The sequence below is a fragment of the Cupriavidus sp. 05T42 genome (assembly GCF_056396345.1).
Genome location: NZ_JBFTLH010000003.1, coordinates 106,678 through 129,566, shown reverse-complemented (window position 1 = coordinate 129,566; position 22,889 = coordinate 106,678). Strand labels below are relative to the sequence as shown.

General features: G+C 66.8%; 22 protein-coding genes and 1 pseudogene. 10 read left to right on the top strand and 13 right to left on the bottom strand.

Annotation, left to right across the window (positions count from 1 at the left end):
* Positions 1 to 159: 159 nt before the first annotated feature.
* Positions 160 to 465: pseudogene (locus AC1EJR_RS04775) on the bottom strand (DUF4148 domain-containing protein); the annotation flags it as partial.
* A gap of 226 nt (positions 466 to 691) precedes the next feature.
* Here AC1EJR_RS04775 and AC1EJR_RS04770 point away from each other — a divergent pair.
* Positions 692 to 1,504: a class I SAM-dependent methyltransferase gene (locus AC1EJR_RS04770; RefSeq protein WP_477113098.1), complete on the top strand. Its 813-nt coding sequence runs from the start codon at positions 692 to 694 to the stop codon at positions 1,502 to 1,504.
* A gap of 15 nt (positions 1,505 to 1,519) precedes the next feature.
* On the opposite strand, the gene AC1EJR_RS04765 is transcribed toward AC1EJR_RS04770, so the two are convergent.
* The gene (locus AC1EJR_RS04765; protein ID WP_092294911.1) at positions 1,520 to 2,161 is read right to left on the bottom strand and encodes a DUF1109 domain-containing protein; all 642 of its coding nucleotides are present in this window, start codon (positions 2,159 to 2,161) and stop codon (positions 1,520 to 1,522) included.
* Complete coding sequence (locus AC1EJR_RS04760) at positions 2,158 to 2,730, bottom strand: sigma-70 family RNA polymerase sigma factor (protein WP_092294913.1); 573 nt, start codon at positions 2,728 to 2,730, stop codon at positions 2,158 to 2,160. The genes AC1EJR_RS04765 and AC1EJR_RS04760 overlap by 4 nt, the downstream gene beginning before the upstream one ends.
* Before the next feature lie 252 nt (positions 2,731 to 2,982).
* Between AC1EJR_RS04760 and AC1EJR_RS04755 the strand changes: the two genes are divergently transcribed.
* The 3 genes from AC1EJR_RS04755 to AC1EJR_RS04745 all read left to right on the top strand — a co-directional run bounded on the left by AC1EJR_RS04755 (position 2,983) and on the right by AC1EJR_RS04745 (position 4,789).
* Positions 2,983 to 3,285, top strand: a complete 303-nt coding sequence (locus AC1EJR_RS04755) for a pentapeptide MXKDX repeat protein (RefSeq protein WP_441592736.1) — start codon at positions 2,983 to 2,985, stop codon at positions 3,283 to 3,285.
* Positions 3,286 to 3,362: 77 nt separating this feature from the next.
* A complete protein-coding gene (locus AC1EJR_RS04750) occupies positions 3,363 to 3,989 on the top strand; it encodes a cytochrome b/b6 domain-containing protein (RefSeq protein ID WP_092295111.1) in 627 nt (208 codons plus the stop codon).
* A gap of 23 nt (positions 3,990 to 4,012) precedes the next feature.
* A complete protein-coding gene (locus AC1EJR_RS04745; RefSeq protein ID WP_477110100.1) occupies positions 4,013 to 4,789 on the top strand; it encodes a molybdopterin-dependent oxidoreductase in 777 nt (258 codons plus the stop codon).
* 10 nt (positions 4,790 to 4,799) lie between these two features.
* Here the strand turns inward: AC1EJR_RS04745 and AC1EJR_RS04740 are convergent, their stop codons facing one another.
* Positions 4,800 to 10,295: a trifunctional serine/threonine-protein kinase/ATP-binding protein/sensor histidine kinase gene (locus tag AC1EJR_RS04740; RefSeq protein WP_441592733.1), complete on the bottom strand. Its 5,496-nt coding sequence runs from the start codon at positions 10,293 to 10,295 to the stop codon at positions 4,800 to 4,802.
* Positions 10,296 to 10,502: 207 nt separating this feature from the next.
* On the opposite strand from AC1EJR_RS04740, the gene AC1EJR_RS04735 reads away from it, so the two are divergent.
* The gene (locus tag AC1EJR_RS04735) at positions 10,503 to 11,180 is read left to right on the top strand and encodes a type 1 glutamine amidotransferase domain-containing protein (RefSeq protein WP_441592847.1); all 678 of its coding nucleotides are present in this window, start codon (positions 10,503 to 10,505) and stop codon (positions 11,178 to 11,180) included.
* A 44-nt stretch (positions 11,181 to 11,224) separates the two neighbouring features.
* On the opposite strand, the gene AC1EJR_RS04730 is transcribed toward AC1EJR_RS04735, so the two are convergent.
* Positions 11,225 to 11,734, bottom strand: a complete 510-nt coding sequence (locus tag AC1EJR_RS04730) for a GAF domain-containing protein (protein WP_092294921.1) — start codon at positions 11,732 to 11,734, stop codon at positions 11,225 to 11,227.
* A gap of 72 nt (positions 11,735 to 11,806) precedes the next feature.
* Positions 11,807 to 12,058 carry a DUF2789 domain-containing protein gene (locus AC1EJR_RS04725; RefSeq protein WP_092294923.1) on the bottom strand — a complete coding sequence of 84 codons (252 nt, stop codon included), beginning with the start codon at positions 12,056 to 12,058 and terminating at the stop codon, positions 11,807 to 11,809.
* Between the two features lie 381 nt (positions 12,059 to 12,439).
* Between AC1EJR_RS04725 and AC1EJR_RS04720 the strand changes: the two genes are divergently transcribed.
* Both AC1EJR_RS04720 and AC1EJR_RS04715 read left to right on the top strand, forming a co-directional pair.
* Entirely contained in the window at positions 12,440 to 13,852 is a 1,413-nt protein-coding gene (locus AC1EJR_RS04720) for an SLC13 family permease (RefSeq protein ID WP_441592732.1), read from the top strand.
* 60 nt (positions 13,853 to 13,912) lie between these two features.
* The gene (locus AC1EJR_RS04715) at positions 13,913 to 14,479 is read left to right on the top strand and encodes a TetR/AcrR family transcriptional regulator (RefSeq protein ID WP_092294927.1); all 567 of its coding nucleotides are present in this window, start codon (positions 13,913 to 13,915) and stop codon (positions 14,477 to 14,479) included.
* Between the two features lie 24 nt (positions 14,480 to 14,503).
* On the opposite strand, the gene AC1EJR_RS04710 is transcribed toward AC1EJR_RS04715, so the two are convergent.
* Positions 14,504 to 15,385: a LysR family transcriptional regulator gene (locus AC1EJR_RS04710; RefSeq protein WP_477113037.1), complete on the bottom strand. Its 882-nt coding sequence runs from the start codon at positions 15,383 to 15,385 to the stop codon at positions 14,504 to 14,506.
* 122 nt (positions 15,386 to 15,507) lie between these two features.
* Between AC1EJR_RS04710 and AC1EJR_RS04705 the strand changes: the two genes are divergently transcribed.
* Both AC1EJR_RS04705 and AC1EJR_RS04700 read left to right on the top strand, forming a co-directional pair.
* Positions 15,508 to 16,632 carry a muconate/chloromuconate family cycloisomerase gene (locus tag AC1EJR_RS04705; protein WP_441592730.1) on the top strand — a complete coding sequence of 375 codons (1,125 nt, stop codon included), beginning with the start codon at positions 15,508 to 15,510 and terminating at the stop codon, positions 16,630 to 16,632.
* Between the two features lie 51 nt (positions 16,633 to 16,683).
* Positions 16,684 to 17,658 (top strand): tripartite tricarboxylate transporter substrate binding protein, encoded by a 975-nt coding sequence (locus AC1EJR_RS04700; RefSeq protein ID WP_441645550.1) that lies wholly within the window; start codon positions 16,684 to 16,686, stop codon positions 17,656 to 17,658.
* Positions 17,659 to 17,684: 26 nt separating this feature from the next.
* On the opposite strand, the gene AC1EJR_RS04695 is transcribed toward AC1EJR_RS04700, so the two are convergent.
* The 5 genes from AC1EJR_RS04695 to AC1EJR_RS04675 all read right to left on the bottom strand — a co-directional run bounded on the left by AC1EJR_RS04695 (position 17,685) and on the right by AC1EJR_RS04675 (position 20,969).
* Positions 17,685 to 18,764, bottom strand: coding sequence for a calcium:cation antiporter (locus tag AC1EJR_RS04695; protein ID WP_441592728.1), 1,080 nt, complete (start codon positions 18,762 to 18,764; stop codon positions 17,685 to 17,687).
* A gap of 117 nt (positions 18,765 to 18,881) precedes the next feature.
* Entirely contained in the window at positions 18,882 to 19,043 is a 162-nt protein-coding gene (locus AC1EJR_RS04690; RefSeq protein ID WP_177219920.1) for a hypothetical protein, read from the bottom strand.
* A 137-nt stretch (positions 19,044 to 19,180) separates the two neighbouring features.
* Entirely contained in the window at positions 19,181 to 19,927 is a 747-nt protein-coding gene (locus AC1EJR_RS04685; RefSeq protein WP_477113036.1) for an SOS response-associated peptidase family protein, read from the bottom strand.
* A gap of 54 nt (positions 19,928 to 19,981) precedes the next feature.
* Positions 19,982 to 20,446, bottom strand: a complete 465-nt coding sequence (locus AC1EJR_RS04680) for a MarR family winged helix-turn-helix transcriptional regulator (RefSeq protein WP_092294939.1) — start codon at positions 20,444 to 20,446, stop codon at positions 19,982 to 19,984.
* Between the two features lie 46 nt (positions 20,447 to 20,492).
* Entirely contained in the window at positions 20,493 to 20,969 is a 477-nt protein-coding gene (locus tag AC1EJR_RS04675; RefSeq protein WP_441592726.1) for a DUF6130 family protein, read from the bottom strand.
* A 219-nt stretch (positions 20,970 to 21,188) separates the two neighbouring features.
* On the opposite strand from AC1EJR_RS04675, the gene AC1EJR_RS04670 reads away from it, so the two are divergent.
* Positions 21,189 to 22,160 (top strand): alpha/beta fold hydrolase, encoded by a 972-nt coding sequence (locus AC1EJR_RS04670; RefSeq protein WP_441592725.1) that lies wholly within the window; start codon positions 21,189 to 21,191, stop codon positions 22,158 to 22,160.
* 84 nt (positions 22,161 to 22,244) lie between these two features.
* Here AC1EJR_RS04670 and AC1EJR_RS04665 read toward each other — a convergent pair whose 3' ends face one another.
* Positions 22,245 to 22,688 (bottom strand): carboxymuconolactone decarboxylase family protein, encoded by a 444-nt coding sequence (locus AC1EJR_RS04665; RefSeq protein WP_092294945.1) that lies wholly within the window; start codon positions 22,686 to 22,688, stop codon positions 22,245 to 22,247.
* Positions 22,689 to 22,889: the final 201 nt, after the last annotated feature.

Genomic DNA, 22,889 nt, shown 5'->3' with positions numbered 1-22,889 from the left:
GCATCCTCAGGCGCCATCGTAGAACGCATTGCGGGGGCGATCAATGCGCGGGATTGCCGGCACGGCGGCCATCGTTGCCACCGGCTTCTGCACCGGCGTGGGCGAGGCGGTGGTCGTGCCGGATACGCGTGCCTCGGCGGCCTCGAGCTTGGCGGGATACGTGCTGCCGACGCGGAACGGGTCATAGCCGGCCTTCTCCACCTTCAGAAGATCTTGCCGGACTTCGGCGCGCGTCTCCGGCTGGATGGCCGGCGTGCCTTGCTGCGCAGCCACCTTGGCTTCCGCTGCCTGGATATCGACGGGATAGTTGGCGTCGTTGCCGAACGGGTTGTAGCCGGCCTTCTCTACACGGATGAGGTCGGCGCGCACTTCCGCGCGGGTCACAGGGCCCGGGGTGCTTTGTGCAAAGGCCAGTGCGGGCAACGCGACAAGGGCCAGGCTGGTGAGTCTTACGAGTGTTTTCATGATGTGCTCCTTGCGAACTAACGGGTGGATCCGGATGAATCCACGACGCATCTCAGCGTCTGGCGTCAGCATGCGCGCGTCCGGCCGGCGCGATTTTCGGGTTCGCATGGATTTCTTGCGGGATCACGATGCAGGAAACTGGTGGGCAGTTGCCGCGCAGCGCAATCCACTTCGGGCGTGCGGATGCCTCGGCAAGCGCGCCATAAAGCGCTTTCAAGGGGGAATCATGACGGATTGCGATCAGGTGTTTGCTGGCTCGATCCCGAAGTTCTACGACACGTTCATGGTCCCGTTGATCTTCGAAGCCTATGCCGTCGATCTGGCCGCGCTGGTGGCAGCCGCCTCGCCCGGCGCGGTGCTGGAGACGGCGGCCGGCAGTGGCGTGGTCACGCGGGCGCTTGCGCCCAGGCTGAGCGCTGGCGCGCGCTATGTGGTGACCGATCTCAACCAGCCCATGCTCGGCTATGCCGCCAGCCGGCAGGGGCCCGACAGCCGTATCGAATGGAAGCAGGCGGACGCGCTCCACCTGCCGTTCGAGGCCGCGTCGTTCGACGTTGTCTGCTGCCAGTTTGGTGCGATGTTCTTTCCCGATCGGGTCGCCGGCTATGCCGAGGCGCGTCGCATGTTGCGGCCGGGCGGTCGCTTCATCTTCAATGTCTGGGACCGCATCGAAGAGAACGTCTTTGCCAGCGACGTCACCGACGCCGTAGCCACGGTGTTCCCGCACGATCCACCGAGATTCCTCGCGCGCACGCCGCACGGCTATCACGATGTGGCGCTGATCCGCGACGAGTTGAACCGCGCAGGGTTCGCCAGCGTCCAGATCGAGACACGCGAGAAGACAAGTCGCGCGAACTCGGCACGCGACGTCGCCACCGCCTATTGCCTGGGCACGCCGCTACGGAACGAGATCGAGGCGCGCGACGCCAGCTTGCTGCAACACGCGACGGACCGGGCGACGGAGACGATTGCCAGCCGCCATGGCGACGGCCCGGTGGGCGGGAAAATCCAGGCGCATGTGATCGTGGCGGCAGGGTAGATGTCGCCTGCCACATCACCAGCGAAGCAGGCGTGGCCCCAGCAGCGCGCCAATCGCGGTTGGCACCAGCATGCCAAGCACGTACCACACCGCCCAGAAGGCGACGCCCATCTCTGGGCAATGCAGGCAGTAGGCGAGCGTTGCCACCGCACCGGACAACAAACCGCCGACGGCGCCGGTCAGGGCCAACCGTGTCGGGGCCAGGCCGCGCAACGCCCAGAATACGGCGATGAACACCGGCACCGACAGCAGCGTGATGTTGAGCGGGCAGACCCGCCACGTCTGCCCCAGGATGGCCGCCGCCCGTTCTCCGGCGGGTGTCTGTGCGACCGCAGTGATCGCGCCCAGCCAGACGGCGCCAAACGGCACGGCGATGCCCAGCCAGCGGAAACCCGTGGTCATTCCGGGCCGTGCCAGCCGGGCTGTCATCCACAGCGCACCCAGCAGCAGCGAGAGCGGCAGCGCTACCTTCGCCCAGAACAGCGGCGTGGCGGCGACGTCGGCCAGATCCGCGCGGACGTGCAGCATCGTGGCCACCAGCAAGGTCGCCAGCGCCGTGCCCACCGCCACGGCGATACCAAAACGGCGGCTGAGCGCGTGCCGGTCCACCGGCGCGGCGCCCGTGGCAAGCATGGAAATCAGGTCGTCCGTTTTCATTTCGTTCCTCGAATCTTCGCCGCGAGCGCCTTCAGCCCGCGATGCACGCCCACCTTTACCGCCGATTCGGACAGGCCGGTCATCCGCGCGGTTTCGCTGACAGACAGTCCCTCCAGCTTGACGTGCACGATCGGCAGGCGTTGCCGGTCGGGCAGCTGGTCGAGCAGGAGGTTCAGATCCCGCCTGGCCTGGGCCGATTCCAGGTCCGGCGTCGCAAGGATGTCCTCCGCGGCATCCAGCGGCATGCTCAGCGCGTCGTGCCGCGCATGGGCGCGAAAGTGGTCCGCAAGCTTGTAGCGGGCGATGGCGTGCACCCAGGCCGTCAGCGGCTGGTCCGGCAGGTAGGTGTGCCGGGCGTTATGCACCGCCAGCAGGACTTCCTGCGTCAGATCCTCGACATCGCCGGCCTGTTGCTGGAGCCGGTGGCGGAAATAGCCGCGCAATAGCGCGGCCAGCTCGGTCAGGAACCGCGCGTAGGCCGCCTGATCCCCTGCCAGCCCGTCCGCAAAAAGTTCGCGCAGGCGCGCCTCCCGCCGCTGCAGCGCTTCCTGTCCTGTAGTTCGCTCCATCGATCGCGTTGGTTACACCGGTCACGTTAGTTTGCGCGAATTCTACGCCGCGCCGGCGGCGATGTGGTGAGCAGCGCACCGTCATTGGGGAGGAAATTTTTTTGCGATGGCTGTAACCGGATGCGCCGCCGGGGCGAATTTCCTTTCAGACGCACACATGCCGTGTGGATCTACCGCCAGCCGTCCCGGCGTGGCGCGAAGTTTCTGATGCCGGGATGCTCCCGGTCCATGTCCAAACTATGAGGTGTGAAGATGAAGAAGATCGCAATCGCCGTGGTTTCCGCCGCCTTCCTGATGAGCGGCACGGCGGCATTCGCCCAGGCCAGCGGGTCGATGGCCAAGGATTCGATGTCGAAGGACAGCATGTCGAAGGACGGCATGCATAAGGACGGCATGCACAAGGACGCCATGTCGAAGGACAGCATGGGCAAGGATGCGATGTCGAAGGACAGCATGTCCAAGGATGGCATGCACAAGGACAAGATGAGCAAGTCGAAGTCGGGGGACAAGATGGGCAAGGATGGCGATGCCATGTCCGGCGGCATGAGCAAGTGATGCCGGGCAAGTGAGCGCGCCCCTGCGCCGCAGGCGGGATGACCGTCCCGCGCGGCGCATGGGTTCTGGAGGCCGAAATGGAAACCACACATGACGCGATGCCGCGCCGCGCTGCGCCACGTGCAATCCAGCCCGTCTGGGTGCGGATATCGCACTGGCTCAATGCCCTGGCAGCGGTGGTGATGATGCTGTCGGGCTGGCGCATCTACAACGCTTCACCAGTCTTCGCCAGCTTCAGCTTTCCGGCCGACATCACCCTCGGCGGCTGGCTGGGTGGCGCGCTGCAATGGCATTTTGCGGCCATGTGGCTGCTGTTCTTCAACGGCCTGTTCTATCTGGCGATGAATGTGATCACAGGCCGGCTTGCCAGGAAGTTCTTTCCACTGGCGCCGCGTGCCGTGCTCCACGATCTGGCCGCCGCGCTGCGCGGCCACCTCTCGCATGCGGATCTCAGTCACTACAACGCCGTGCAGAAGCTCGCGTACCTGTTCGTGATGGCGGTGCTTGTCGTGCTAGTGCTGTCCGGCATCGCGATCTGGAAGCCCGTGCAGTTCCCGCTGCTGCGCGAGTTGATGGGCGGCTATGACTTCGCCCGCGTGGTGCATTTCTGTGCCATGGCGCTGCTTGCCGCCTTCATCGTCGTGCATCTGGTGATGGTGGCGCTGGTGCCGCGCAGCCTGCTGACGATGATTCGCAGGCGCTGACGTCACGAAACTGGAGTAGAGCCGTGAACCCCAAACCTCCCCGACGTCTGGCCGTCGATCGCCAGTCGCTGATCATCGACGTATGTCGAGAACTCGACGCGCCCGCGCGGCGCCTGTTCGGCAAGCGCATCCTCACGCTCGGCGGCCTTGCCATGCTCACGGGATGCAGTCTGCGCGACGAGGCGTCGGTCGAAACCTTCCTGGGTCGCATCTCGCGCATGAACGACAAGGTACAGGCATGGCTGTTCGATCCGAACCGGCTCGCCCCCACCTACACCGCCGCGCAGATCACGCGCCCGTTTCCCTTCAATGCGTTCTACGGCATCGACGAAGTGACCGTGGTGAACGGCGATGACTTCCGGCTCAAGGTGGGGGGGCTGGTGCAGGACAAGCGAAGCTGGACGCTGGATGCCCTCTACGCCTTGCCGCAGGCGGAGCAGATCACCCGGCATATCTGCGTGGAAGGCTGGAGCGCCATCGGGCGCTGGGGCGGCACGCCGTTCGCCGGCTTTCTCCAGCGGATCGGCGCCGATACCACGGCGAAGTACGTGGGATTCAGGTGCGCCGACGACTACTACGAAAGCATCGACATGGCCACCGCGCTACATCCGCAGACCTTGTTGACCTTTACGTACGATGGCGAGCGCCTCCCGCCCAAGTACGGCTTCCCCATGAAACTCCGGATGCCGACCAAGCTGGGCTACAAGAACCCCAAGCACATCATGGAGCTGTTCGTGACGAACACCTACCCGGGTGGCTACTGGGTGGATCAGGGCTACAACTGGTTCGGCGGATCCTGAACGCCGGCTGTCACGGTTCGCCAGCCTGCGTGGGCACCGTGAACTGGATGACGGCGCCGTGCGGCGCGTTCTCGCTGGCCCACAACCGGCCGCCGTGCGCCTCGATGATCGACCGGCAGATGGACAACCCCATGCCTAGCCCCGTGGACTTGGTGGTGTAGAAGGGCGCGAAGATGCTGTCGGGGTTCAGGGAGCCGAAGCCGGGGCCAGAATCCCGCACGGTAACGAGGACGCAGCCATCGGCCGTACAGCGCGTGGCGATCAGCACGTGCCGTTCGCCATCGACACCAAGCATGGCCTCGATCGCGTTGACGATCAGGTTGAGCAGCACCTGCTGCAGCGCCACGCGCTCGCCCTCGATGAGGGGCAAGTCATGTGCGAGCTGCGTCTCCACCCGGGCGCGGCTCTTCCGGGCTTCGCCGCCGGTGAGTTCCACCACCTCGCGGATGGCCGCGTTGATGTCGACCAGTTCCTTGCCGCGCGGCGCCTTCCTGATCAGTTGCCGAATCCGGCCGAGCACGTCCGCCGCGCGATTGGCATCCTTGACGATGCGTGTCAGCGCGAAGCCGACCTCGTCAAGATCGGGGCGCGGCAGGTTCAACCACCGCGTCGCGGCCTGGGCGTTGGTCACGGTCGCGGCAATCGGCTGATTCACTTCATGGGCGATGGAGGCCGCAAGCTGCCCCATGGTGGCCACGCGGTTGGCGTGCGCCAGTTCCGTCTGCACCTCGCGATAGCGGCGTTCGCCCTCGCGCGCCCTGTCTTCCGCCTGCTTCTGCTCGGTCAGGTCGAGCACAAAGGCGACACCATCCCGCCCGCCCGGTTCGAAGGTCGCCAGGCCCACGATGACTGGTATCCGGCTGCCATCCTTGCGGAGGTATTCCGTCTCCAGCGGCGCGACGCGCCCCGTCTGGATCAACGCCGCTGCGGCGCGATCGGTGTCCTGTTGCCTGTCCGGCGGCGTCAGGTCCCGCCAGCCGATGTGGCCCGAGACAAGATCCGCGCGCGCGTATCCCACCATGCGAAGAAACGCGTCGTTGGCTTCGAGGATGCCCCCATCGGCGCGCCAGACGGCAATGCCGATGATATTGGCCTCCACCAGCCGCCGGATCTTGGCCTCGCGCTCCGCCACATCACGGTACAGGCGCGCATTCTCCAGCGAAATCGCGGCCTGGGAGGCCACCAGCCGCAGCACGGCGATGCGGGACGGGCTGAATACCCGCGCCGCCAGATTGTTCTCGAGGTAGAGCGCGCCGGTGAGCTTCGCCTGGGTCATCAGTGGCACGCACAGGATCGAGCGGGCGCGATGCTGATGGATGTACGGGTCGGCGGCATAGAGCGGCTCGGCGACGGCATCGTCCAGAAAGAGAGGCTCCCGCGTGCGCATCACATGGTTGAGCACGGATGCTGGCAACATCGCCGCGCTGACCGGCACGTTGTGCGGATGCAGGCGGGTCGCGTCGCTCGTGGCTTCCGCCGCCATCCGCTGCTCGCCGCCTTCCGACAGGATCAACAGCCCGCGCTCGGCGCCGGCCTGCTCCAGGGCCGTGCGCAGGATCATGTCGATCAGCTTTTCCAGGACGATCTCGCCCGAGGCGGCCTGCGTCACCTTGATCACGGTGGCGAGGTCCAGTTGCTCGACTGACGTGGCCATCGTATTCGTGGCGCCGGGCGTGGAAGCCTCCGACCGCAGGTACGGATGCTGCGCCTCGAGATGCCGGGCCTTCCCATCTGCCCCCCAGCGCAGGTAGCTGTAGCGGGCGTCCCGCAGATACGACCGGGCGATCTTCTGAAAGCCACGCGCCGCGTAGAAGCGGGAGGCGAGTTCGTTCGCCAGCGCTTCGATGTTGACGAAGCCGTCATCCCGTGCCGCGTGGATCGCCTGCTCGTAGCGCAGTTCCGCGTCGATCTCGCGGCCCTCGATGCGGGCGATCTCGGCGCCCACCAGGGCGGCGTGGCTGGCGAAGTTCTGGGGGCAGAGATCGGCCCAGACTTGCAGTTCCCGGTGATGGTCGGCCAGGATGTCCAGATGCGACTGCTGGTCGCCGGCCGGGAGCGCATCGCAGAGGCCCGCCCGGGCCAGCGCGCCATAGAAGTAGTACTCGGCTTCCTCGAGGAACGAGTACGAGGACCAGAGCAGCGCCTTGGCATGGGCGGCGGCATCCATGGCTGCCGCAAGGTCGCCGGCAAAATACCGCGCCTGCAGTTTCCGGATCCAGTACCAGCAGGCGAATACCGGCGACGCGAGCGAAAGGCCCGGTTCGACGAGGCTTTCGCTGAAGTGTTCGCCATCCAGATAGCCGAACGTCGGGGTGATGCCGCGCAGCATGCGGATCAGCGCCAGCTGGTTCTCGCTGAAGCCGATGGCAATCCCGAACCGCACCTGCCGGGCATACGCCACGCCACGTTCCGCTTCGTCCTGTAGTGCGGGCAGCGGCTCGCCGGCGAACAGCAGGTTCGATACCAGGTTGTTGCGCGTGAACGCGCCGGACGGCACATCGCCGACCCGGTGTGCCGCATCGAAGGCACGCTGAAGTTGCTCGCCACACGTGCGCACCGGCTGCGACCAGCGCGCGACAAACACCGAGAACGACAGGTAGGTGCGCGGCTCGTAGCGCTTGAGGCCGCGCCGTTCGGCCAGTTGGCAGCCGAGTTCCCCGAACTGGAATCCCGCCTGGTAGTCCCCGAAAATCCGCCCGGCGACCCGGGCGACATTGGTATAGGCCACGCAAGAGGCATCGGTGTTGCCGTGTTCGAGGCTGAGACTGATCGCCTTGCAGATCGTCAGCCAGGCCAGGTTCCCGTCCTTCCTCGCCGTGTGCAAGGCGGGCGAGGACAGCTTGGCCAGCGCCTGGATCGTGGCGAGGGCGACCGGATCCTCCATCGGCGGGAGATCGATCAGGGTCTCGATCGGCCGGTCCCCGAGCAGCGACCAGATGCGGTCGTATTCGTGGCGTAGCACGCTCTCGTCCGGCTGGGGTGACCATTCGATGCCCACCAGGCGGAGCAGGGCGAGGCAATCCGAGACCGCCCGGTCGCCCTGGCCGAGAATCAGGTACAGATCCATCTGCCAGCAAGCGATGCCCAGACGCTCGACCACGTCCACGGCGCGCTCGGCCAGCGTCATGAAGCGCGCTTCGGCGGCGGCCAGTTGCCCGGTCAGGAATTCGCACTGGGCCCGGTTCGACTCCAGCGCAAACATCAAGTCATAGTGGTCTTGCCAGCCGTTTTCCGGCAACAGGCCGGCGCCGGCGCCGAGATACGTCAGCGCGGAGGCATAGGCGGTGGACGCCTTGGCGCGCTGGCCCGCCAGCAGGTTGAATTCGGCCAACTGCTCGCGCTCGGCCGCGTCCGTGATCAGCGCAGTGCCGCGATTGAGCTGGCCCACGATTTCGAAGATCGCCTCGTCGCGTTGCGCCGGCAGGGTCCGGGCGGCCAGCAGCCGGCCGATCCGCAAGTGCGCCTCGGCGCGCGAGGCCTCGGGGATCAGCGTGTAGGCGGCTTCGTGCACGCGGTCGTGCACGAACGCATAGGTGGTCTCTTGCCGGATGACCAGCTCCTGACGAATCGCCTCCCACAGCGTCGTGTGGACCTGCGCCTCGGGCATGCCCAGCACCGCTGCAAGCGTCGTGATCTCGGCGACGTTGCCGAGGCAGGAGAGCTGCTGCAACGCCTGCTGCGTCGGCAGCGGCAGCTTGGCCAGCTTGCCGACCAACAGATCGACGACGTTATCGGTGTAGCCCTTGGCGTGGATGCGCGCCGGATCCCAGCGCCATTGCCGCGTGGCATGGTCCGGGGTGAGCAGGTCTTCGTCGACCAGCGCGTGCAGGAACCGGATCACGAAGAACGGATTGCCGGCGGTCTTGTCGTGCACCAGTTGCGCCAGGGGCTCGATCCGTGCCGGCTCGCCATGCAGCGCCTCCGCGAGCAACTGCCGGATATGCGCGCTGGCGAGCGGCGCCAACTGGATGTCATCGACCCGCGCCCCCGCATTGCGGATGGCCTGCAGCTTGCCAGTAAGCGGATGGGCGGCGCCGACCTCGTTGTCGCGGTACGCACCCACCAGCAGCAGGTGGCGCATGTCCGCGTGGGTCAGCAGGTCTTCCATCAGGTCCAGCGTGGCTGCGTCCAGCCACTGCAGATCGTCAAGAAACAATGCGAGCGGATGTTCCGGGCGGGCGAATGCCCCGATGAAGGCGCGGAATACGAGCAGGAAGCGGCGTTGCGCCTGCTGCGGCTCAAGCTCGGGCACCGGAGGCGGCTCGCCGATGATGAGCTTCAACTCGGGAATCAGGTCCGTCATCAGCCCCGCGTTGGGCCCCAGCGCTTCCAGCAGGGCGCTGCGCCAACGCTCCAGCTCCGCGTCGGACTTGCCGAGCAGCATCCGCACCAGACCCTGGAAGGCCTGCACCAACGTGGAATACGGGATGTCGCGCTTGTACTGGTCGAACTTGCCAGACGCGAACAACCCGCGCGGCGGCACCAGCACCCGGTGCAATTCGCTGACCACCGAGGACTTGCCGATGCCGGAATAACCCGACACCAGCACCAGTTCCGGCGTGCCGGTCTCGACCACCCGGGTGAAGGCGTCGACCAGGGTGCTGACTTCGCACTCGCGTCCGTAGAGCTTCTCGGGAATCAGCAGGCGGTCGTGCGTGCCGTGCGCGTCGAGCGGGAAGTCGTCGATGCGGCGCTGGCGCTCCCAGTCTTCCAGGCATTGGCGAAGGTCATGCTCAAGCCCGACAGCGGTCTCGTAGCGCTCCTCGGCCATCTTGGCGAGCAGCTTCATGACGATGCGTGAAATCGTCGCCGGCACGGTTTCCTGCCGCGCGCGCGGCGACACTGGCATCTTGGCGATGTGGCAGTGCACCCACTCCATCGGATCCGTGGCCGTGAACGGCAGCGCGCCGGTCAGCATCTGGTAGAGCGTGACGCCGAATGCGTAGAGGTCGCTGCGGGAATCGATCGACCGGTTCATCCGCCCGGTCTGCTCGGGCGCCATGTAGGCCAGCGTGCCGGCGATGGTTTCGGGCGGTTTGGGCGCCTGACGTTCGCGCGGCAGGCGCGAGGCCAGGCCGAAGCCGGTAAGCCGTGCTTGCCCGTCGGCGCAGTTCACGACGATGTGGGTCGGCTTGAGATCCTTGTGGAGTAGCCCGCGCTGGTGGAGCCCGCAGAGCGCGGTGGCGATGCTCACCGCGTGGCGCAGGAACGCCCCGATCTCCATCGGCGCGCCCAGCAGGCGGGAGAGCGGCTCGCCGCCCGGGTCCTCGAGCATCAGCGCAGTCCGGCCGGCCTCTCGCACCAGTTCCAGCGGCCGAATCGCCCAGGCGCTGTCCAGTTCGTCCTTCAGGCGGTATTCGTGGGCCAGGCGGTCCAGACTGGCCGGCAACGGCTGTTCCGCAGCGGGCCGCGCCAGCAGAAAATCGCCGGCGGCCTCGTCCGGGCGCCGTCCCCGGTAGAAGACACGCTCGCCGTCGTCCCACAAGATCTGCAGTCCGTTATGCATTACCCCGAAGCATCCTGTAGGCCTTCCCTGCGGACGCAGGTATCGAGTGAAGATACGCCGACGCCGCTACGGCGCCATTGGGGAATAGTATGAAAATGTGATGATATCGTAATATTTGGCGGATTCCTATAATCATCAGGCTCATCACGCCCAGCCCGGCCGAAGCGCCGGTCTGCGGCATTCTCGTTCTCTCCATGGAGCAACATGATGAAGATCCTGATGGTCCTGACCTCGCACGACCAGCTCGGCAATACCGGCCGCAAGACGGGTTTCTGGCTCGAAGAGCTGGCTGCGCCGTATTACGCCTTCAAGGATGCGGGCGCTGAAATCGTCCTGGCCTCGCCCAAGGGTGGCCAGCCGCCGCTGGACCCCAAGAGCAACGAGCCGGATTTCCAGACGGAACTCACGCATCGATTCGAAGCCGACGCGGCGGCCAAGGCGCAGCTTGCCGCCACCGTGCGGCTGGATTCGGTTTCGCAGGCGGACTTCGACACGGTGTTCTATCCGGGCGGCCATGGTCCGTTGTGGGATCTGGCGGAAGACAAGCACTCGATCGCGCTGATTCAGTCGTTCGTTGCCGCCGGCAAGCCCGTGGCACTGGTCTGCCATGCGCCGGGCGTGCTGCGGCACGTGGTCACGCCGGACGGCAAGCCGCTGGTGCAGGGCAGGAAAGTCACCGGCTTCACCAACACCGAAGAAGCCGCCGTGGAACTGACGAAGGTGGTGCCGTTCCTGGTGGAAGACGAGCTGAAGGCCAAGGGCGGCCTCTATTCCAAAGGGGATGACTGGGCGCCCTACGTGGTGGAGGATGGCCTGCTGATCACGGGCCAGAACCCGGCATCCTCGGCGTCAGCGGCGGCGGCCTTGTTGAAGCGGCTGGCGTGAGTTGACGCCTGCCGCCAGGGCGCGCCGATGACGTTATCGGGCGCTCAGCCGTCGATGCGGCGCGCCCACGCGAGTTCCACGAACACCGCGCACAGCGCTTCCATGCCCGCCTGGTCCGCTTCGTCGAAGCGGGCTTCGCGGGGGCTGTCGACGTCCCACACGCCAATCAGCGTGCCATCGGGCGCGACCAGCGGCACCACGATTTCCGAGCGCGAGGCCGCATCGCAGGCAATGTGGCCGGGGAAGGCGTGGACATCGCGTACCAGCTGCGTGGCGCGCGTCTGCGCGGCCGTGCCGCAGACCCCGCGCCCGATGGCGATGCGCACGCAGGCCGGCTTGCCCTGGAAGGGGCCCACCACCAGCTCGGCGCCATCGTAGAAATAGAAACCGGCCCAGTTCAGGTCGGCCAGCGAGTGGTAGACCAGTGCCGAGAAATTCGCGGCATTGGCGATCAGGTCGCGCTCATCGGCCAGGAGACCGCGCGCCATGTCCACCAGCGTGGCGTACTGGTCGGACTTGGGGGCGGCGGAGAGATCGTCGGAAAGCTGGAACATCGTGAGGAGGCCGGAGATATTGCGGAAGGGCCGATGATATACCGGCCGCCGGCCGCCTACATTCGACCGACTTCAGGCCCCCGGGGCCGGCGCCCCACGCAATGCCAGATTCAACTGGTCCACCATCTCGGCCCAGTCGGCGTCTTCCATGTACTCGTCGCGCAGCAGTGCCGCCTGCGCGGGCGTCCAGAAAGGCGCCTCCCAGATTTCGACGTCCTCGGCGAGCGGGGAATGCGTGGTGATGAAGGCGCGGATGTCGGCCTCTTCGGCGGGCAGGCCGAGTTGTGCGAACAGATCGGAGAAATGGTGGAAGGACAGGTCCATCGCGTGCTCCTGAAGGTTGGCCGGCAGTGTGATGGCCGATTCTCGCTCGCGGAGCGGGGGCCTGCAATCCTCCATCCGCCTACGCGCGCTTTGTGATGCGGCGGTCTCCCGGTGCTGTTCCGGTTAGCGTAAGGATTGGCCCGGTACCTTAATTGATGCCTGCCGCCCGGCGCCGTATTGTGGGATCACAACCAGATCAGCGGCGCGCCGGCGGAATTCTTCCGGTGACGACCCCCACCACCCGGAGACAACTCGTGACCGCCAGCCCCCGCCAACGTTTGCCTTAGCGGCGAATCCTCCCGGCAGTTCTGCCGATGCCATTCCCATGCCTTCCCTACCAAGCGGGGTGCGCCGATGCGTGCCTGCCGCGATGGAGCCGCTATGTCGCAACATTTGATTGCCATCTCAGTCCTGGGACTGATGTTCGTCGTCGCCACGGTCCTGCCGGTCAATATGGGGGCGCTCGCCTTCGTCGGCGCGTTCCTGGTCGGTACCTGGGTGGCCGCCATGCCGGCCAAGGCCATCCTGGCCGGCTTTCCGGCTGACCTGTTCCTGACGCTGGTCGGCATCACCTACCTGTTCGCCGTGGCGCAGAACAACGGCACCATCGACTGGCTGGTGCGGCTGGCAGTACGCGCCGTGGGCGGCCGGATCGCGGCAATTCCGTGGATCATGTTCCTGATCGCGGCGTTGCTGACCTCGGTCGGCGCGGTCAGCCCGGCAGCGGTAGCGATCATCGCGCCGATTGCGCTGGGCTTTGCCGCGCGCTACGGCATCAACCCGCTGCTGATGGGGCTGATGGTGATCCATGGTGCGCAGGGCGGTGGCTTCTCGCCGATCAGCATCTATGGCGGCATCACCAACAAGATCGTGCAGAAGGCCGGGCTGCCGCTGAGCGAGATGGCGACGGCTTTCGCCAGCCTCGGCGTCAATCTCGCCGTGGCGGCGGGGTTGTTCGTGGCGTTCGGCGGGCTGCGCCTGATGCGCCAATCGGCAACATCGGCTGCGGCAGCGCCGCAACCGGCCGGCGACGCGCTGGCCATACCGCATCCCTTCGGCGCCTACACGGTGGCGGCACAGGGCGCACAGATCTATGGCGATGCCGAGGCCGAGGCGGGCATGGAGGAGCAGAAAACCATGACGCGCGACCGGGGATCGATGCTGGAGGGGGGCAACGATGCCGCCAGCAGCACGGAGACGCCGGCCGGCCTCTACCAGTACCTGACCGTGGCCGGCCTCGTGGCGCTGGCCGTGCTGACGCTCTATTTCAAGCTCGATATCGGCTTCGTCTCGCTGACCATCGCGCTGGCGCTCACGCTGATCGCCCCGGACCTGCAGAAGCGGGCGCTGGGCCAGGTGTCCTGGCCGGAGATCATGCTGATCGTCGGCGTGAGCACCTATGTGGGCGTGATGGACAAGATGGGCACGATCGATTTCGTCGGCCACAGCGTGGCGCACCTGACCTCCCCGCTGATGGCCGCGCTGCTGCTGTGCTTCGTGGGCGCCGTGGTGTCCGCGTTCGCATCGTCGACCGCCGTGCTGGGGTCGCTGATCCCGCTCGCGGTGCCGTTCCTGCAGCAGGGTTCCGACGTGAGCGCGATCGGCTTTATCGCCGCGATGGCCGTGTCGTCGACCATCGTCGATGTGAGCCCGTTCTCGACCAACGGCGCGCTGGTGCTGGCCAATGCCCAGGGCGTGGATCGGCAGGCTTTCTTCCGCAAGCTGATGGTCTACGGCGCGCTGGTCACGATCATTGCGCCAGTGGTGCTGTGGTTTGCCTTCGTCGTGCTCTGAGGTTGTAGACAGGTCTGTCTTCTATAATGGTCACCATCCGCACCCGACTTCCGCACCGCCATGGCCACTCCCTCCGCCCGCGACCGCATTCTCGATACCGCCGCGCGGCTGTTCTACCGCGACGGCTATCGCGCCACCGGCATCGACAAGATCATCGCCGAGTCCGGCGTGGCGAAAATGTCGCTATATCGTCACTTTGCATCGAAAAACGATCTGATCTCGGCCTTCCTGGCCCGCCGGCATGACAACTGGATGGCGTGGTTCGAGGCTGCCGTGCGTCGCCGGCTCGCGGAACGGCCGAACCTCGATGTGCTGGCCGATGCCCTCGCCGAGTGGTTCCAGTCGGACGACTACCGGGGCTGCGCCTTCATCAACGTGGTGGCCGAGGCCGGCGGCGGCGCAGGGGATGACCCCCGGCTGGCCGGGCACGCGGTGGAACACAAGAAATCGCTCGCCGAATTTGTCGCGAACGTGGCCCGCGAACTGAAGCTGAGCGACCCCGAGGCGGTGGCCGAGGAAGCCATGGTCTGCATCGAAGGGATGATCGTGCGCTACCAGATGGTGCCAGACGTGGCATCGATCGACGCCGGCCGCCGCCTGCTGGCCCGGCTGCACGCGGCCGGGTAGGCAGCTACCCCGGTCCCACGCCGGTCATTCCCCGCTCTGCCGCATCACCCAGTCCACCGCCCGCAGCAGGTACGGCGACGTATCGCCGGCACGGTAGCTCATGATCACGGGCGAGACGAAGCCGGCCGCATCCACGGGCACGTAGCGCACATCGTCCCGATGCAGCCGCTGCACCGAGGCCGGCACCAGCGTGATGCCGATGCCCGCCGCCACCAGCCCCAGCGCCGTCTGCAACTCGTTGGCTTCCTGCACGACATGGGGCTGGTGCCCCTGCGCGCGGAACAGCGACAGCACGTGGTCCGCATAGCTGGGGCGGGGCCGGGCAGGGTAGAGGATCAGCGGATGGCGGGCCAGGGCGTCCGCCGTCAGTGGGGCGGCCGGCACGGCTGCGCTGGCGGGCAGGGCGGCCACGAGGGCCTCCGCCCGGACCACGCGCTGCGCGATGGCCGGATCGTTGAGCGCGAGCCGGCCGAAGCCGAGGTCGATGCGGCCGGACTTGAGCGCCTCCAGTTGCTGCACCGTGATCATCTCGGTCAGGCCCACTTCGATCTGGCTGGCGTCGTCGCGCAGCACGCGGATCAGTTCGGGCAGCACCCCGTAGAGTACCGAGGGCACGAAGCCGATGCCGAACCAGCGCTTCTCGTTGCGGCCGATGCGCCGCGTGCCTTCCAGCGTCTCTTCCAGCCGCTGGGTCAACTGGAGCGACTGTTCGAGCAGGAAGCGGCCGGCCTCGGTCAGCTTCAGGCCCCGCCCGACGCGATCGAACAGCGCCACGCCCACTTCCTCCTCGAACTGGCGGATCTGGCGCGACAGCGGCGGCTGGGCCATATGCAGCAGGGATGCCGCCCGCGTCACATTGAGTTCCTGGGCAACGGTCTGGAAATAACGCAGGTGCCGGAGTTCCATGGCGCCTCCTTTGTCGGGTCGATGCATACCCACAGGGTATCGATCGAGACATCATCGGTCTTGGACGTCCGTAAAGTCAAGGCGTATGCTCGATTGCAACTGATACCAAGCATCGAGAAAGTATGACTACGACGATTACCGGCATCGAGGCCATCCTGGTCGATCTCCCGACCATCCGGGCCCACCAACTGGCCATGGCGACCATGCAGCAGCAGACGCTGGTGATCGTGCGGCTGCGTTGTAGCGACGGCGTGGAGGGCATCGGCGAGGCCACCACCATTGGCGGGCTGTCCTATGGCGATGAAAGCCCCGAAGGTATCAAGCTGACCATCGACACCTACCTTGGCCCGGCGCTGATCGGCCAGGACGCCACCAATGTCCACGGCGCGATGGCGCGGCTGAACAAGGTGGCGCGCGGCAACCGTTTCGCCAAGAGCGCGCTGGAAACCGCGCTGCTCGATGGGCAGGGCAAGCGCCTGAATGTGCCGCTGGCCACGCTGCTCGGCGGCGCCGTGCGCGACACGCTGCCGGTGCTCTGGACCCTGGCCAGTGGCGACACCGCCCGGGACATCGAGGAAGCCGAGCGCCTGCTGGCCGAGCGCCGCCACAACACCTTCAAGCTCAAGATCGGCCGCCGCGCGGTGCGTGACGACGTGGCGCACGTCTCCGCCATCAAGCGCGCGCTGGGCGACCGTGCCCGCGTGACCGTCGACGTGAACCAGGCGTGGAACGAGGCCGACGCGGCCACCGGCATCGCCATGCTGGAGGCGGCCGGCATCGACCTGATCGAGCAACCCACGCCGCGCGAGCACCGCACGGCGCTGGCGCGGCTGGCGGCGCGCTTCGTGGTGCCGATCATGGCCGACGAGGCCGTGACCGGCCCGGAAGACGCGATGGAGTTGGCCCGCCTGGGTGCCGCCGATGTGTTCGCGCTCAAGATCGCCAAGTCCGGCGGCATCTTCGGCATGCTGCGCACGGCGGCCGTGGGCGACGCGGCTGGCATCGCGCTCTATGGCGGCACGATGCTGGAAGGCAGCGTCGGCACCATCGCCGCTGCGCATGGCTTCTGCACGCTGCCGCAACTCGCCTGGGGCACCGAGCTGTTCGGCCCGCTGCTGCTCAAGGACGACATCGTGGCCGAGCGCCCCACCTACCGCGACTTCGCGCTGCACCTGCCCACCGGCCCCGGCCTGGGGCTGGCGCTGGACGAAGACAAGCTCGCGCACTATCGTCGCCCGGCCGCCTGAGCGGCGACCGCCGCCCCGCATCATCGACATATAAAAGAAGGAATGGAGACTATGAAATCCCTGAACCGGTCATTGCTGTCGGCGCTCTTCGCCGCTGCCGCACTGGTGGCGGGCACCGCCCACGCCGCCTATCCCGACCATCCCATCCGCTGGATCGTGCCGTTCCCGGCCGGCGGCGCGATGGACAACATCGCCCGCACGCTGGGCGAGGACATGTCCAGGACGCTCGGCCAGGCCGTGGTCGTGGAGAACCGCCCCGGCGCGGGCGGCAACATCGGCGCGGAACTGGTGGCGCGTGCCCCGGCCGATGGCTACACGCTGCTGATCGTGGCCAATGGCATGGCGGTCAATCCGGCGCTGTACGGCAAGCTCGGCTACGACCCGGTCAAGGATTTCGCGCCGGTCTCGCTGCTGGCCGTGGTGCCAAACGTGCTGGTCGCCAACAAGGCGAAGACGCCGGCCAAGACCGTGGCGGAGGTGATCGCCAGCGCCAAGGCGCGGCCGGGCAAGTACACCTACGCGTCGGCCGGCAACGGTACGTCGATCCATCTGGCGGGGGAGTTGTTCACGTCGATGGCACAGGTGGATCTGCTCCACATCCCCTACAAGGGGTCGGGCCCGGCCATGACCGACCTGCTTGGCGGGCAGGTGGACTATATGTTCGACAGCATCACCTCGGCCAAGCCCCAGATCGATAGCGGCAAGCTGACGCCCATCGCCGTCACCACCGCCAAGCGTTCCTCGGCGCTGCCCAACGTGCCGACGCTGGCCGAGGCGGGGCTGCCGGGCTACGAGCTGTCGCCGTGGTTCGCCGCCTTCGTGCCGGCCAAGACGCCGCAGCCGGTCATCGACGCGCTGAACAAGGCCATGCTGGAGGCGCTGAAGAAGCCCGCCGTGCAGCAGCGGCTGGCGGGCATCGGCGCGGAGCCCATCGGCAGCACGCCGGCGGCGCTGCGTGACCATCTGGCGAAGGAAACCACCAAGTGGGGCGCCCTGATCAAGGAAAAGGGCATTCGCGCCGATTGAGGATTGCGGACGGGGGCGAGCCCCCGTCAGGGAACGATGGTGAGGAACAGGTAGGCGGCGAAGATCACAAGGTGCACCACGCCCTGCAGGATCGTGGTGCGGCCCGAGCCGAGCGTCAGCGACGCGACGATCACCGTCAGGAACAGCAGCACCATCTCCTTGGCACCCAGCCCCAGTTCGAGCGGGCGGCCAAGGGCGATGAAGACCACCGCCACCGTGGGAATGGTCAGGCCGATACTGGCCAGCGCCGAGCCCAGCGCCAGGTTCATGCTGGTCTGGAGGCGGTCCAGCCGCGCGGCGCGCAGCGCGGCGAGCCCCTCGGGCAGCAGCACCAGCGCCGCGATCACCACGCCCACCACGGCGGGCGGCAGGCCCGCGGCGGCCACTGCCGCTTCCACGGACGGCGACAGCATCTTCGCCAGCGCCACCACGGCCACGAGGCACACCACCAGCAGCACGCCACTCGCGGCGGCCACGCGCCCCGGCGGCGGCGGTGCGTGCTCGTTCTCGTCGCTGCTCTCCACCAGGAAGTAGTCGCGATGTCGCACCGTCTGCACGAACACGAAGCAGCCGTACAGCACGAGCGACATCAGCCCCGAGAACGCCAGTTGCGACGAGGTCAACATCGGCCCCGGCGTGGAGCTGGTGAAATTGGGCAGCACCATGGTCAGCACCAGCAGCGCTACGAGCACGGCCATGGCCGCCTTGGCGCCGGGCGCCTGGAATTCCTGCTCCCGGTGGTGCAGGCCACCCACGAACAGGCACACGCCGACGATGCCGTTGCAGATGATCATCACGGCGGCGAACACGGTATCCCGGGCCAGCCCGGCTTTTTCGGGCCCGGCCGACAGCATCACCGAGACGATCAGCGCCACCTCGATCACGGTCACCGCAATCGCCAGCACCAGCGTGCCGAACGGCTCGCCCACCTTGTGGGCCACCACTTCGGCGTGGTGCACCGCGGAAAATACCGCGCCCGCCAGCGCGGCGGCCATGATCGCAACAAGCCAGCCCTGGCCCGGCAGCATCAGCCCGACGCCGAACGCGGCCCAGGCGGCCAGCGGCGACCAGACGGTCCATGCGGGCAGTTTGTTCGAAGTAGCCATCCTTGTTCCTTTTTCTTCTGCTGCCGCACGACGGGCGACTGACGGGGCATTGTGCAGCAGAAGGCCGCCCGGCGATAGGTTTCAGGCGGGGCGGGGAAGTTCCGGAGGGCGGCGGATTCAGTCCGGCATGAACGGCCGGGTGGGCGGCTCCGCACGCGCGAGGCGGTCGGCATCGGCATCGCGCAGGCCGGGATGATGGCGCGAGATCCAGCGCGCGGCGACGATGAGGGCGATGAGGAAAGCGAGAACGTACCCGACGAAAGAGACGGCGTTATGCATGGTCTGACCCCTATATAGGAACGGCTCTGGTGGCCGGTGCAGGTCAGTATGGGGAACAAGCGCAGCGGCCGACACCCTCTGTCGGAGGGGCGTTCCGGTCACCCAATTGGGGGCTGCGCCGCGCGTGGGCGCCTGAGTCAGAATAGCGAGCCGGACTCGGGCGCGGGCGGCGCGGGCTCGGCATCGGGGGCGGCATCGGGGGTGGCATCTGGGGTGGCATCCGGGGCGGCGTTGCTTGCCGCCGGCGGCATCGGCGCGGGGGCCCCGGCCATGCGTTCGGACGGATAGAGCCGCAGGAAGGTCCGGGCGACCTCCGGGTCGCGGCAGCGCAGCCAGTCATCCCATTCAGTCTCCGGCACGATCACCACCGAGCGCTTCTCGGTGCCGGGCCGGTGCATGCGCGACAGCAGCGGGTGGGCATCGGCATTGACGGTGAGCATGGTGAAAGACAGCCTGTCGTCCGGCCACGCGCGCCAGAGGCCGGCGATGCCGAAGCCCGGCGTGTCTGGCAGCCAGAGCTTCCAGCGCACGGGTTTGCCGGGCCGCTCCGGCGTGCCGGTTTCGGGATAGGCGTATTCGTAGAACGCGCTGGCCGGTATCAGGGCCAGTTGGCCGGCCTTCCAGAACCGGGCGAAGGACTTGAGCGTGCCCACGGTCTCCGCGCGCGCATTCGCGGTGGGGAAGTAGCGGGTGCCGGGCGGGATCTTCCCCTTCGGCACCATGCTGAACGAGGCCAGCGCGCAGGTGCGCCCGGCATCGGAGCCGGTGATGATGGGGGCTAGGGTGTCTGGCCACGCCTCGTCCGCCCACAACCGGGCCGGCGGCTCGATGCCGAAGATGTCGCGCAGGACTTGCCGCTGGATGGGGGCGTAATTGACGCACATCGATCGCTCCAGGGAGGGGAGAGGCGTGCGGACATCCTAGCAGCCGCCGCCGTGCTACGCACTCCGCTTCGGGAGCTTCCCCGCAATGCCCATGATGGCTGCCACGCCGTCGTCTCCCATCATGGCCCTGGCGGCCGCCTGCGCCTGTGCCCACGCGGGTGCGGCCGCTTTCAGCATCGATTTGCCGGCGCGGGTCACGGAGAGCGGCCGCGATCGGCCATCGGCGGCCTCCGCCGCGTCTTCCGCGATCCATCCTGCTGCGAGCAGCGGCTGCAGGTTGCGGGTCAGCGTGGAACGGTCATGATGATTGCGCCGCCCGAGATCGGCGCGGCTGATCGGGCCGAGTTCATGCACGAGCACCAGCAGCGTGAACTGCGTGGCGTTGATGCCGAACGGGCGCAACGCCTGATCGTAGGCAGCGGTCAGGACACGCGAGATCTGCCGGGCACGGGTCATCACGCAGTGCTGGAGAATCTCGGCGCCCGGGTTGCTGGCCACAGAACGCTTGTCGGTACGCATGTCTCACGGGAAGGGGGAGCGATGAAGTACCGCCAGCGTACCGCACTCAGTGCCGATGTGCTGGCGGCGCGGCCGCGGTGCCCGGCGACCGGGTATCGGGGACGGTCACGCTCACCACTTCCGTCGCCAGGATCTTGTGCGTGGGATCTGCCAGTTCCATCCGCACCTTGTGCGGCCCCGGCGGCAGCCCCACCACGATGATGGGATCCTCGCTCGTGTGCGCCCAGGTGGCCGGGCCATCGTCAACGGTCACATGCAGATGGCCGACGCGCGGCGAAACCTGGGTGGCAGCCTTGCCGAACACCGGGATCACGCGGAAGTTCTCGGTACGGAACTGGACGATCACCACGCCCCGCGCGAGCGGCTCCGGCAATGCCGGGTAAGCCACAACCCTGGGCGCCGGCTCCGCGTCGAGCGGCAGGACGGCCGGTGGACGGCTCGTGTCCGGAGGGGTTTGTGCGGCGGCCGTCATCTGCACTGTCGCGAGCGCGGCGGCGGCGAATACATAGGTAAGTGCTCTCATGTCTGACTCCTGAAGTTGGGAAACAACCCGAGGGCGCCGATGATGCCTTGACGGAATAGTAGGTGCGCGGCCATTTTGTACGCGCATGTATCTGCGCGGCGCCGCCATACACGGCGATACCGTTTGACCGTCTCGGGACCACAGACTGGATACATCGCCTCACTCTAATGCTGCATATGCAACAGATTGCGCGGCTTGGCCGGTGCAGGAGGAAACGAGATGAAAGCGAAATCAGCAATCCGTCGGTCGGCACGGTCGGTGGCCACTGCAGTCAGTGTCTCCGCGGCGCTTATGGCCGGCACAGGCGCCGCTATCGCAGCGGCCAGCGAGCCCGTTGCGGAAGTGAGTTATGTGGATGTCGATCCCGAACTGCGTTTGCGGCGGATGGTGGTCGGGCCGGCGGCACCGCGAGGCACGGTGCTGTTCCTGCACGGTTTTCCCGAAACCATGCTCGCCTGGAAAGAGATTGCCAGGACGCTTGGGGAGGAATACGAAGTCCACGCGTTCGACTGGCCGGGCTATGGCGAATCTTCACGTCCGCCTGCCGAGCGTTTCGCCTACGCGCCGCGTGACTACGCCACGGTACTGACGCGCTACATCGACACGGCAGGCATCGACAGCAGCCGCCTGGTGATCTACGCCACCGACATCGCAGCCTTGCCGGCGTTGCTGGCGGCCATCGACCGGCCCAGCATCGCCCGGACCATCATCGTCGGCGACTTCGCACCGTTCAACCGCCCGCAATACATGCAGGAACGCCTGCAGGCGCTCAAGGAGCCCGCATCGGCCGAAGCCGTGCGGAGCGCCTTCAATGCCTCGCGCGACGAGATTCTGCTGAACGCGTTCACGCGTGGATTGCCGGAGGGGGCGCGCTATGCGTTGGATGCGGATTATCGTGCCGATCTTGCACGTGGCTGGCAGAACGGGGCGCTGACGTCGGCCGACGCGTTCGCGCACTACTACGCGCACTTCACGCGGGATCAGAATGCGTTCGAGGCGCGGCTGCCGGGCCTGAAGGCCCCGGTACGCGTGGTGTGGGGCGAGCAGGACATCTATATCAACAAGGAAATGGGCGTCGAGTTCGCGCGCAGGACCGGAGCGCCATTGCGGCTGCTGCCCGCCACGGGCCATTACCCGCACCTGCAGCGTCCGCACGAGACGATCGAAGAGGTCCGCGCGGCGTTTCGTTGAGGGTCCCCAGCGTGGCCCGTGTCGCCACCACGGGCCGCCGCCTTTCCTACGTGGCGAACACGCCGCTGACGGCTCCTGTCGCCGTTACACCGCGCCCTCCGGCCCGCGCCGGAAGCTGATTGCCAGCCGGTTGAAGGCGTTCATGAGGCCGATCGCGATGGTCAGGTCGGCCAGTTCTTTTTCCTCGAAGACGGCGGCGGCAGCCTCGAAGGCGTCGTCGGGCACATGGGTGTCGGCGACACGGGTCACCGATTCGGCCCAGGCCAGTGCGGCCTTTTCGCGGTCGGAGAACAGGCTGCCGGCCTCGTGCCAGACCTGGACCAGCGCGAGCTTCTGCACGTCCACGCCCCTGCGCGTGAGATCCCGTGTGTGCATGTCCAGACAGTAGGCGCAGCCGTTGATCTGGCTGATGCGCAGGTAGGTCAGCTCCACCAGCGCGGGGTCGAGCCCGGACTGCGTGATGTAGCCGTAGACACTGCCAAGCGCCTTGACGCCGGCCGGGGAAGTTTTGGTGTAGTCGATACGCATGTTCCGTCCTGCTTGTTGGGTGTTCAGGGTTGGAGCCGATCAGAACCAAACTGCCTCATGATCGACTTCAATTCATTACTACGACTGATGCAGTCGGAGATAAAGATAGCCGATCCGCGGTCGTACCGCAAGCGGTGGATGGGTTGGCGTAAACCCCGCCCTCAAAATTTCTTGCGCAGCTTAACTACGACTAATACAATC

What these genes read in the sequence shown, in the direction of transcription:
- AC1EJR_RS04770 (WP_477113098.1), top strand. Translation starts at nt 692, where the DNA reads ATGACGGATTGCGATCAGGTGTTTGCTGGCTCGATCCCGAAGTTCTAC.
- AC1EJR_RS04765 (WP_092294911.1), bottom strand. Translation starts at nt 2,161, where the DNA reads ATGAAAACGGACGACCTGATTTCCATGCTTGCCACGGGCGCCGCGCCG.
- AC1EJR_RS04760 (WP_092294913.1), bottom strand. Translation starts at nt 2,730, where the DNA reads ATGGAGCGAACTACAGGACAGGAAGCGCTGCAGCGGCGGGAGGCGCGC.
- AC1EJR_RS04755 (WP_441592736.1), top strand. Translation starts at nt 2,983, where the DNA reads ATGAAGAAGATCGCAATCGCCGTGGTTTCCGCCGCCTTCCTGATGAGC.
- AC1EJR_RS04750 (WP_092295111.1), top strand. Translation starts at nt 3,363, where the DNA reads ATGGAAACCACACATGACGCGATGCCGCGCCGCGCTGCGCCACGTGCA.
- AC1EJR_RS04740 (WP_441592733.1), bottom strand. Translation starts at nt 10,295, where the DNA reads ATGCATAACGGACTGCAGATCTTGTGGGACGACGGCGAGCGTGTCTTC.
- AC1EJR_RS04735 (WP_441592847.1), top strand. Translation starts at nt 10,503, where the DNA reads ATGAAGATCCTGATGGTCCTGACCTCGCACGACCAGCTCGGCAATACC.
- AC1EJR_RS04730 (WP_092294921.1), bottom strand. Translation starts at nt 11,734, where the DNA reads ATGTTCCAGCTTTCCGACGATCTCTCCGCCGCCCCCAAGTCCGACCAG.
- AC1EJR_RS04725 (WP_092294923.1), bottom strand. Translation starts at nt 12,058, where the DNA reads ATGGACCTGTCCTTCCACCATTTCTCCGATCTGTTCGCACAACTCGGC.
- AC1EJR_RS04720 (WP_441592732.1), top strand. Translation starts at nt 12,440, where the DNA reads ATGTCGCAACATTTGATTGCCATCTCAGTCCTGGGACTGATGTTCGTC.
- AC1EJR_RS04715 (WP_092294927.1), top strand. Translation starts at nt 13,913, where the DNA reads ATGGCCACTCCCTCCGCCCGCGACCGCATTCTCGATACCGCCGCGCGG.
- AC1EJR_RS04710 (WP_477113037.1), bottom strand. Translation starts at nt 15,385, where the DNA reads ATGGAACTCCGGCACCTGCGTTATTTCCAGACCGTTGCCCAGGAACTC.
- AC1EJR_RS04705 (WP_441592730.1), top strand. Translation starts at nt 15,508, where the DNA reads ATGACTACGACGATTACCGGCATCGAGGCCATCCTGGTCGATCTCCCG.
- AC1EJR_RS04700 (WP_441645550.1), top strand. Translation starts at nt 16,684, where the DNA reads ATGAAATCCCTGAACCGGTCATTGCTGTCGGCGCTCTTCGCCGCTGCC.
- AC1EJR_RS04695 (WP_441592728.1), bottom strand. Translation starts at nt 18,764, where the DNA reads ATGGCTACTTCGAACAAACTGCCCGCATGGACCGTCTGGTCGCCGCTG.
- AC1EJR_RS04690 (WP_177219920.1), bottom strand. Translation starts at nt 19,043, where the DNA reads ATGCATAACGCCGTCTCTTTCGTCGGGTACGTTCTCGCTTTCCTCATC.
- AC1EJR_RS04685 (WP_477113036.1), bottom strand. Translation starts at nt 19,927, where the DNA reads ATGTGCGTCAATTACGCCCCCATCCAGCGGCAAGTCCTGCGCGACATC.
- AC1EJR_RS04680 (WP_092294939.1), bottom strand. Translation starts at nt 20,446, where the DNA reads ATGCGTACCGACAAGCGTTCTGTGGCCAGCAACCCGGGCGCCGAGATT.
- AC1EJR_RS04675 (WP_441592726.1), bottom strand. Translation starts at nt 20,969, where the DNA reads ATGAGAGCACTTACCTATGTATTCGCCGCCGCCGCGCTCGCGACAGTG.
- AC1EJR_RS04670 (WP_441592725.1), top strand. Translation starts at nt 21,189, where the DNA reads ATGAAAGCGAAATCAGCAATCCGTCGGTCGGCACGGTCGGTGGCCACT.
- AC1EJR_RS04665 (WP_092294945.1), bottom strand. Translation starts at nt 22,688, where the DNA reads ATGCGTATCGACTACACCAAAACTTCCCCGGCCGGCGTCAAGGCGCTT.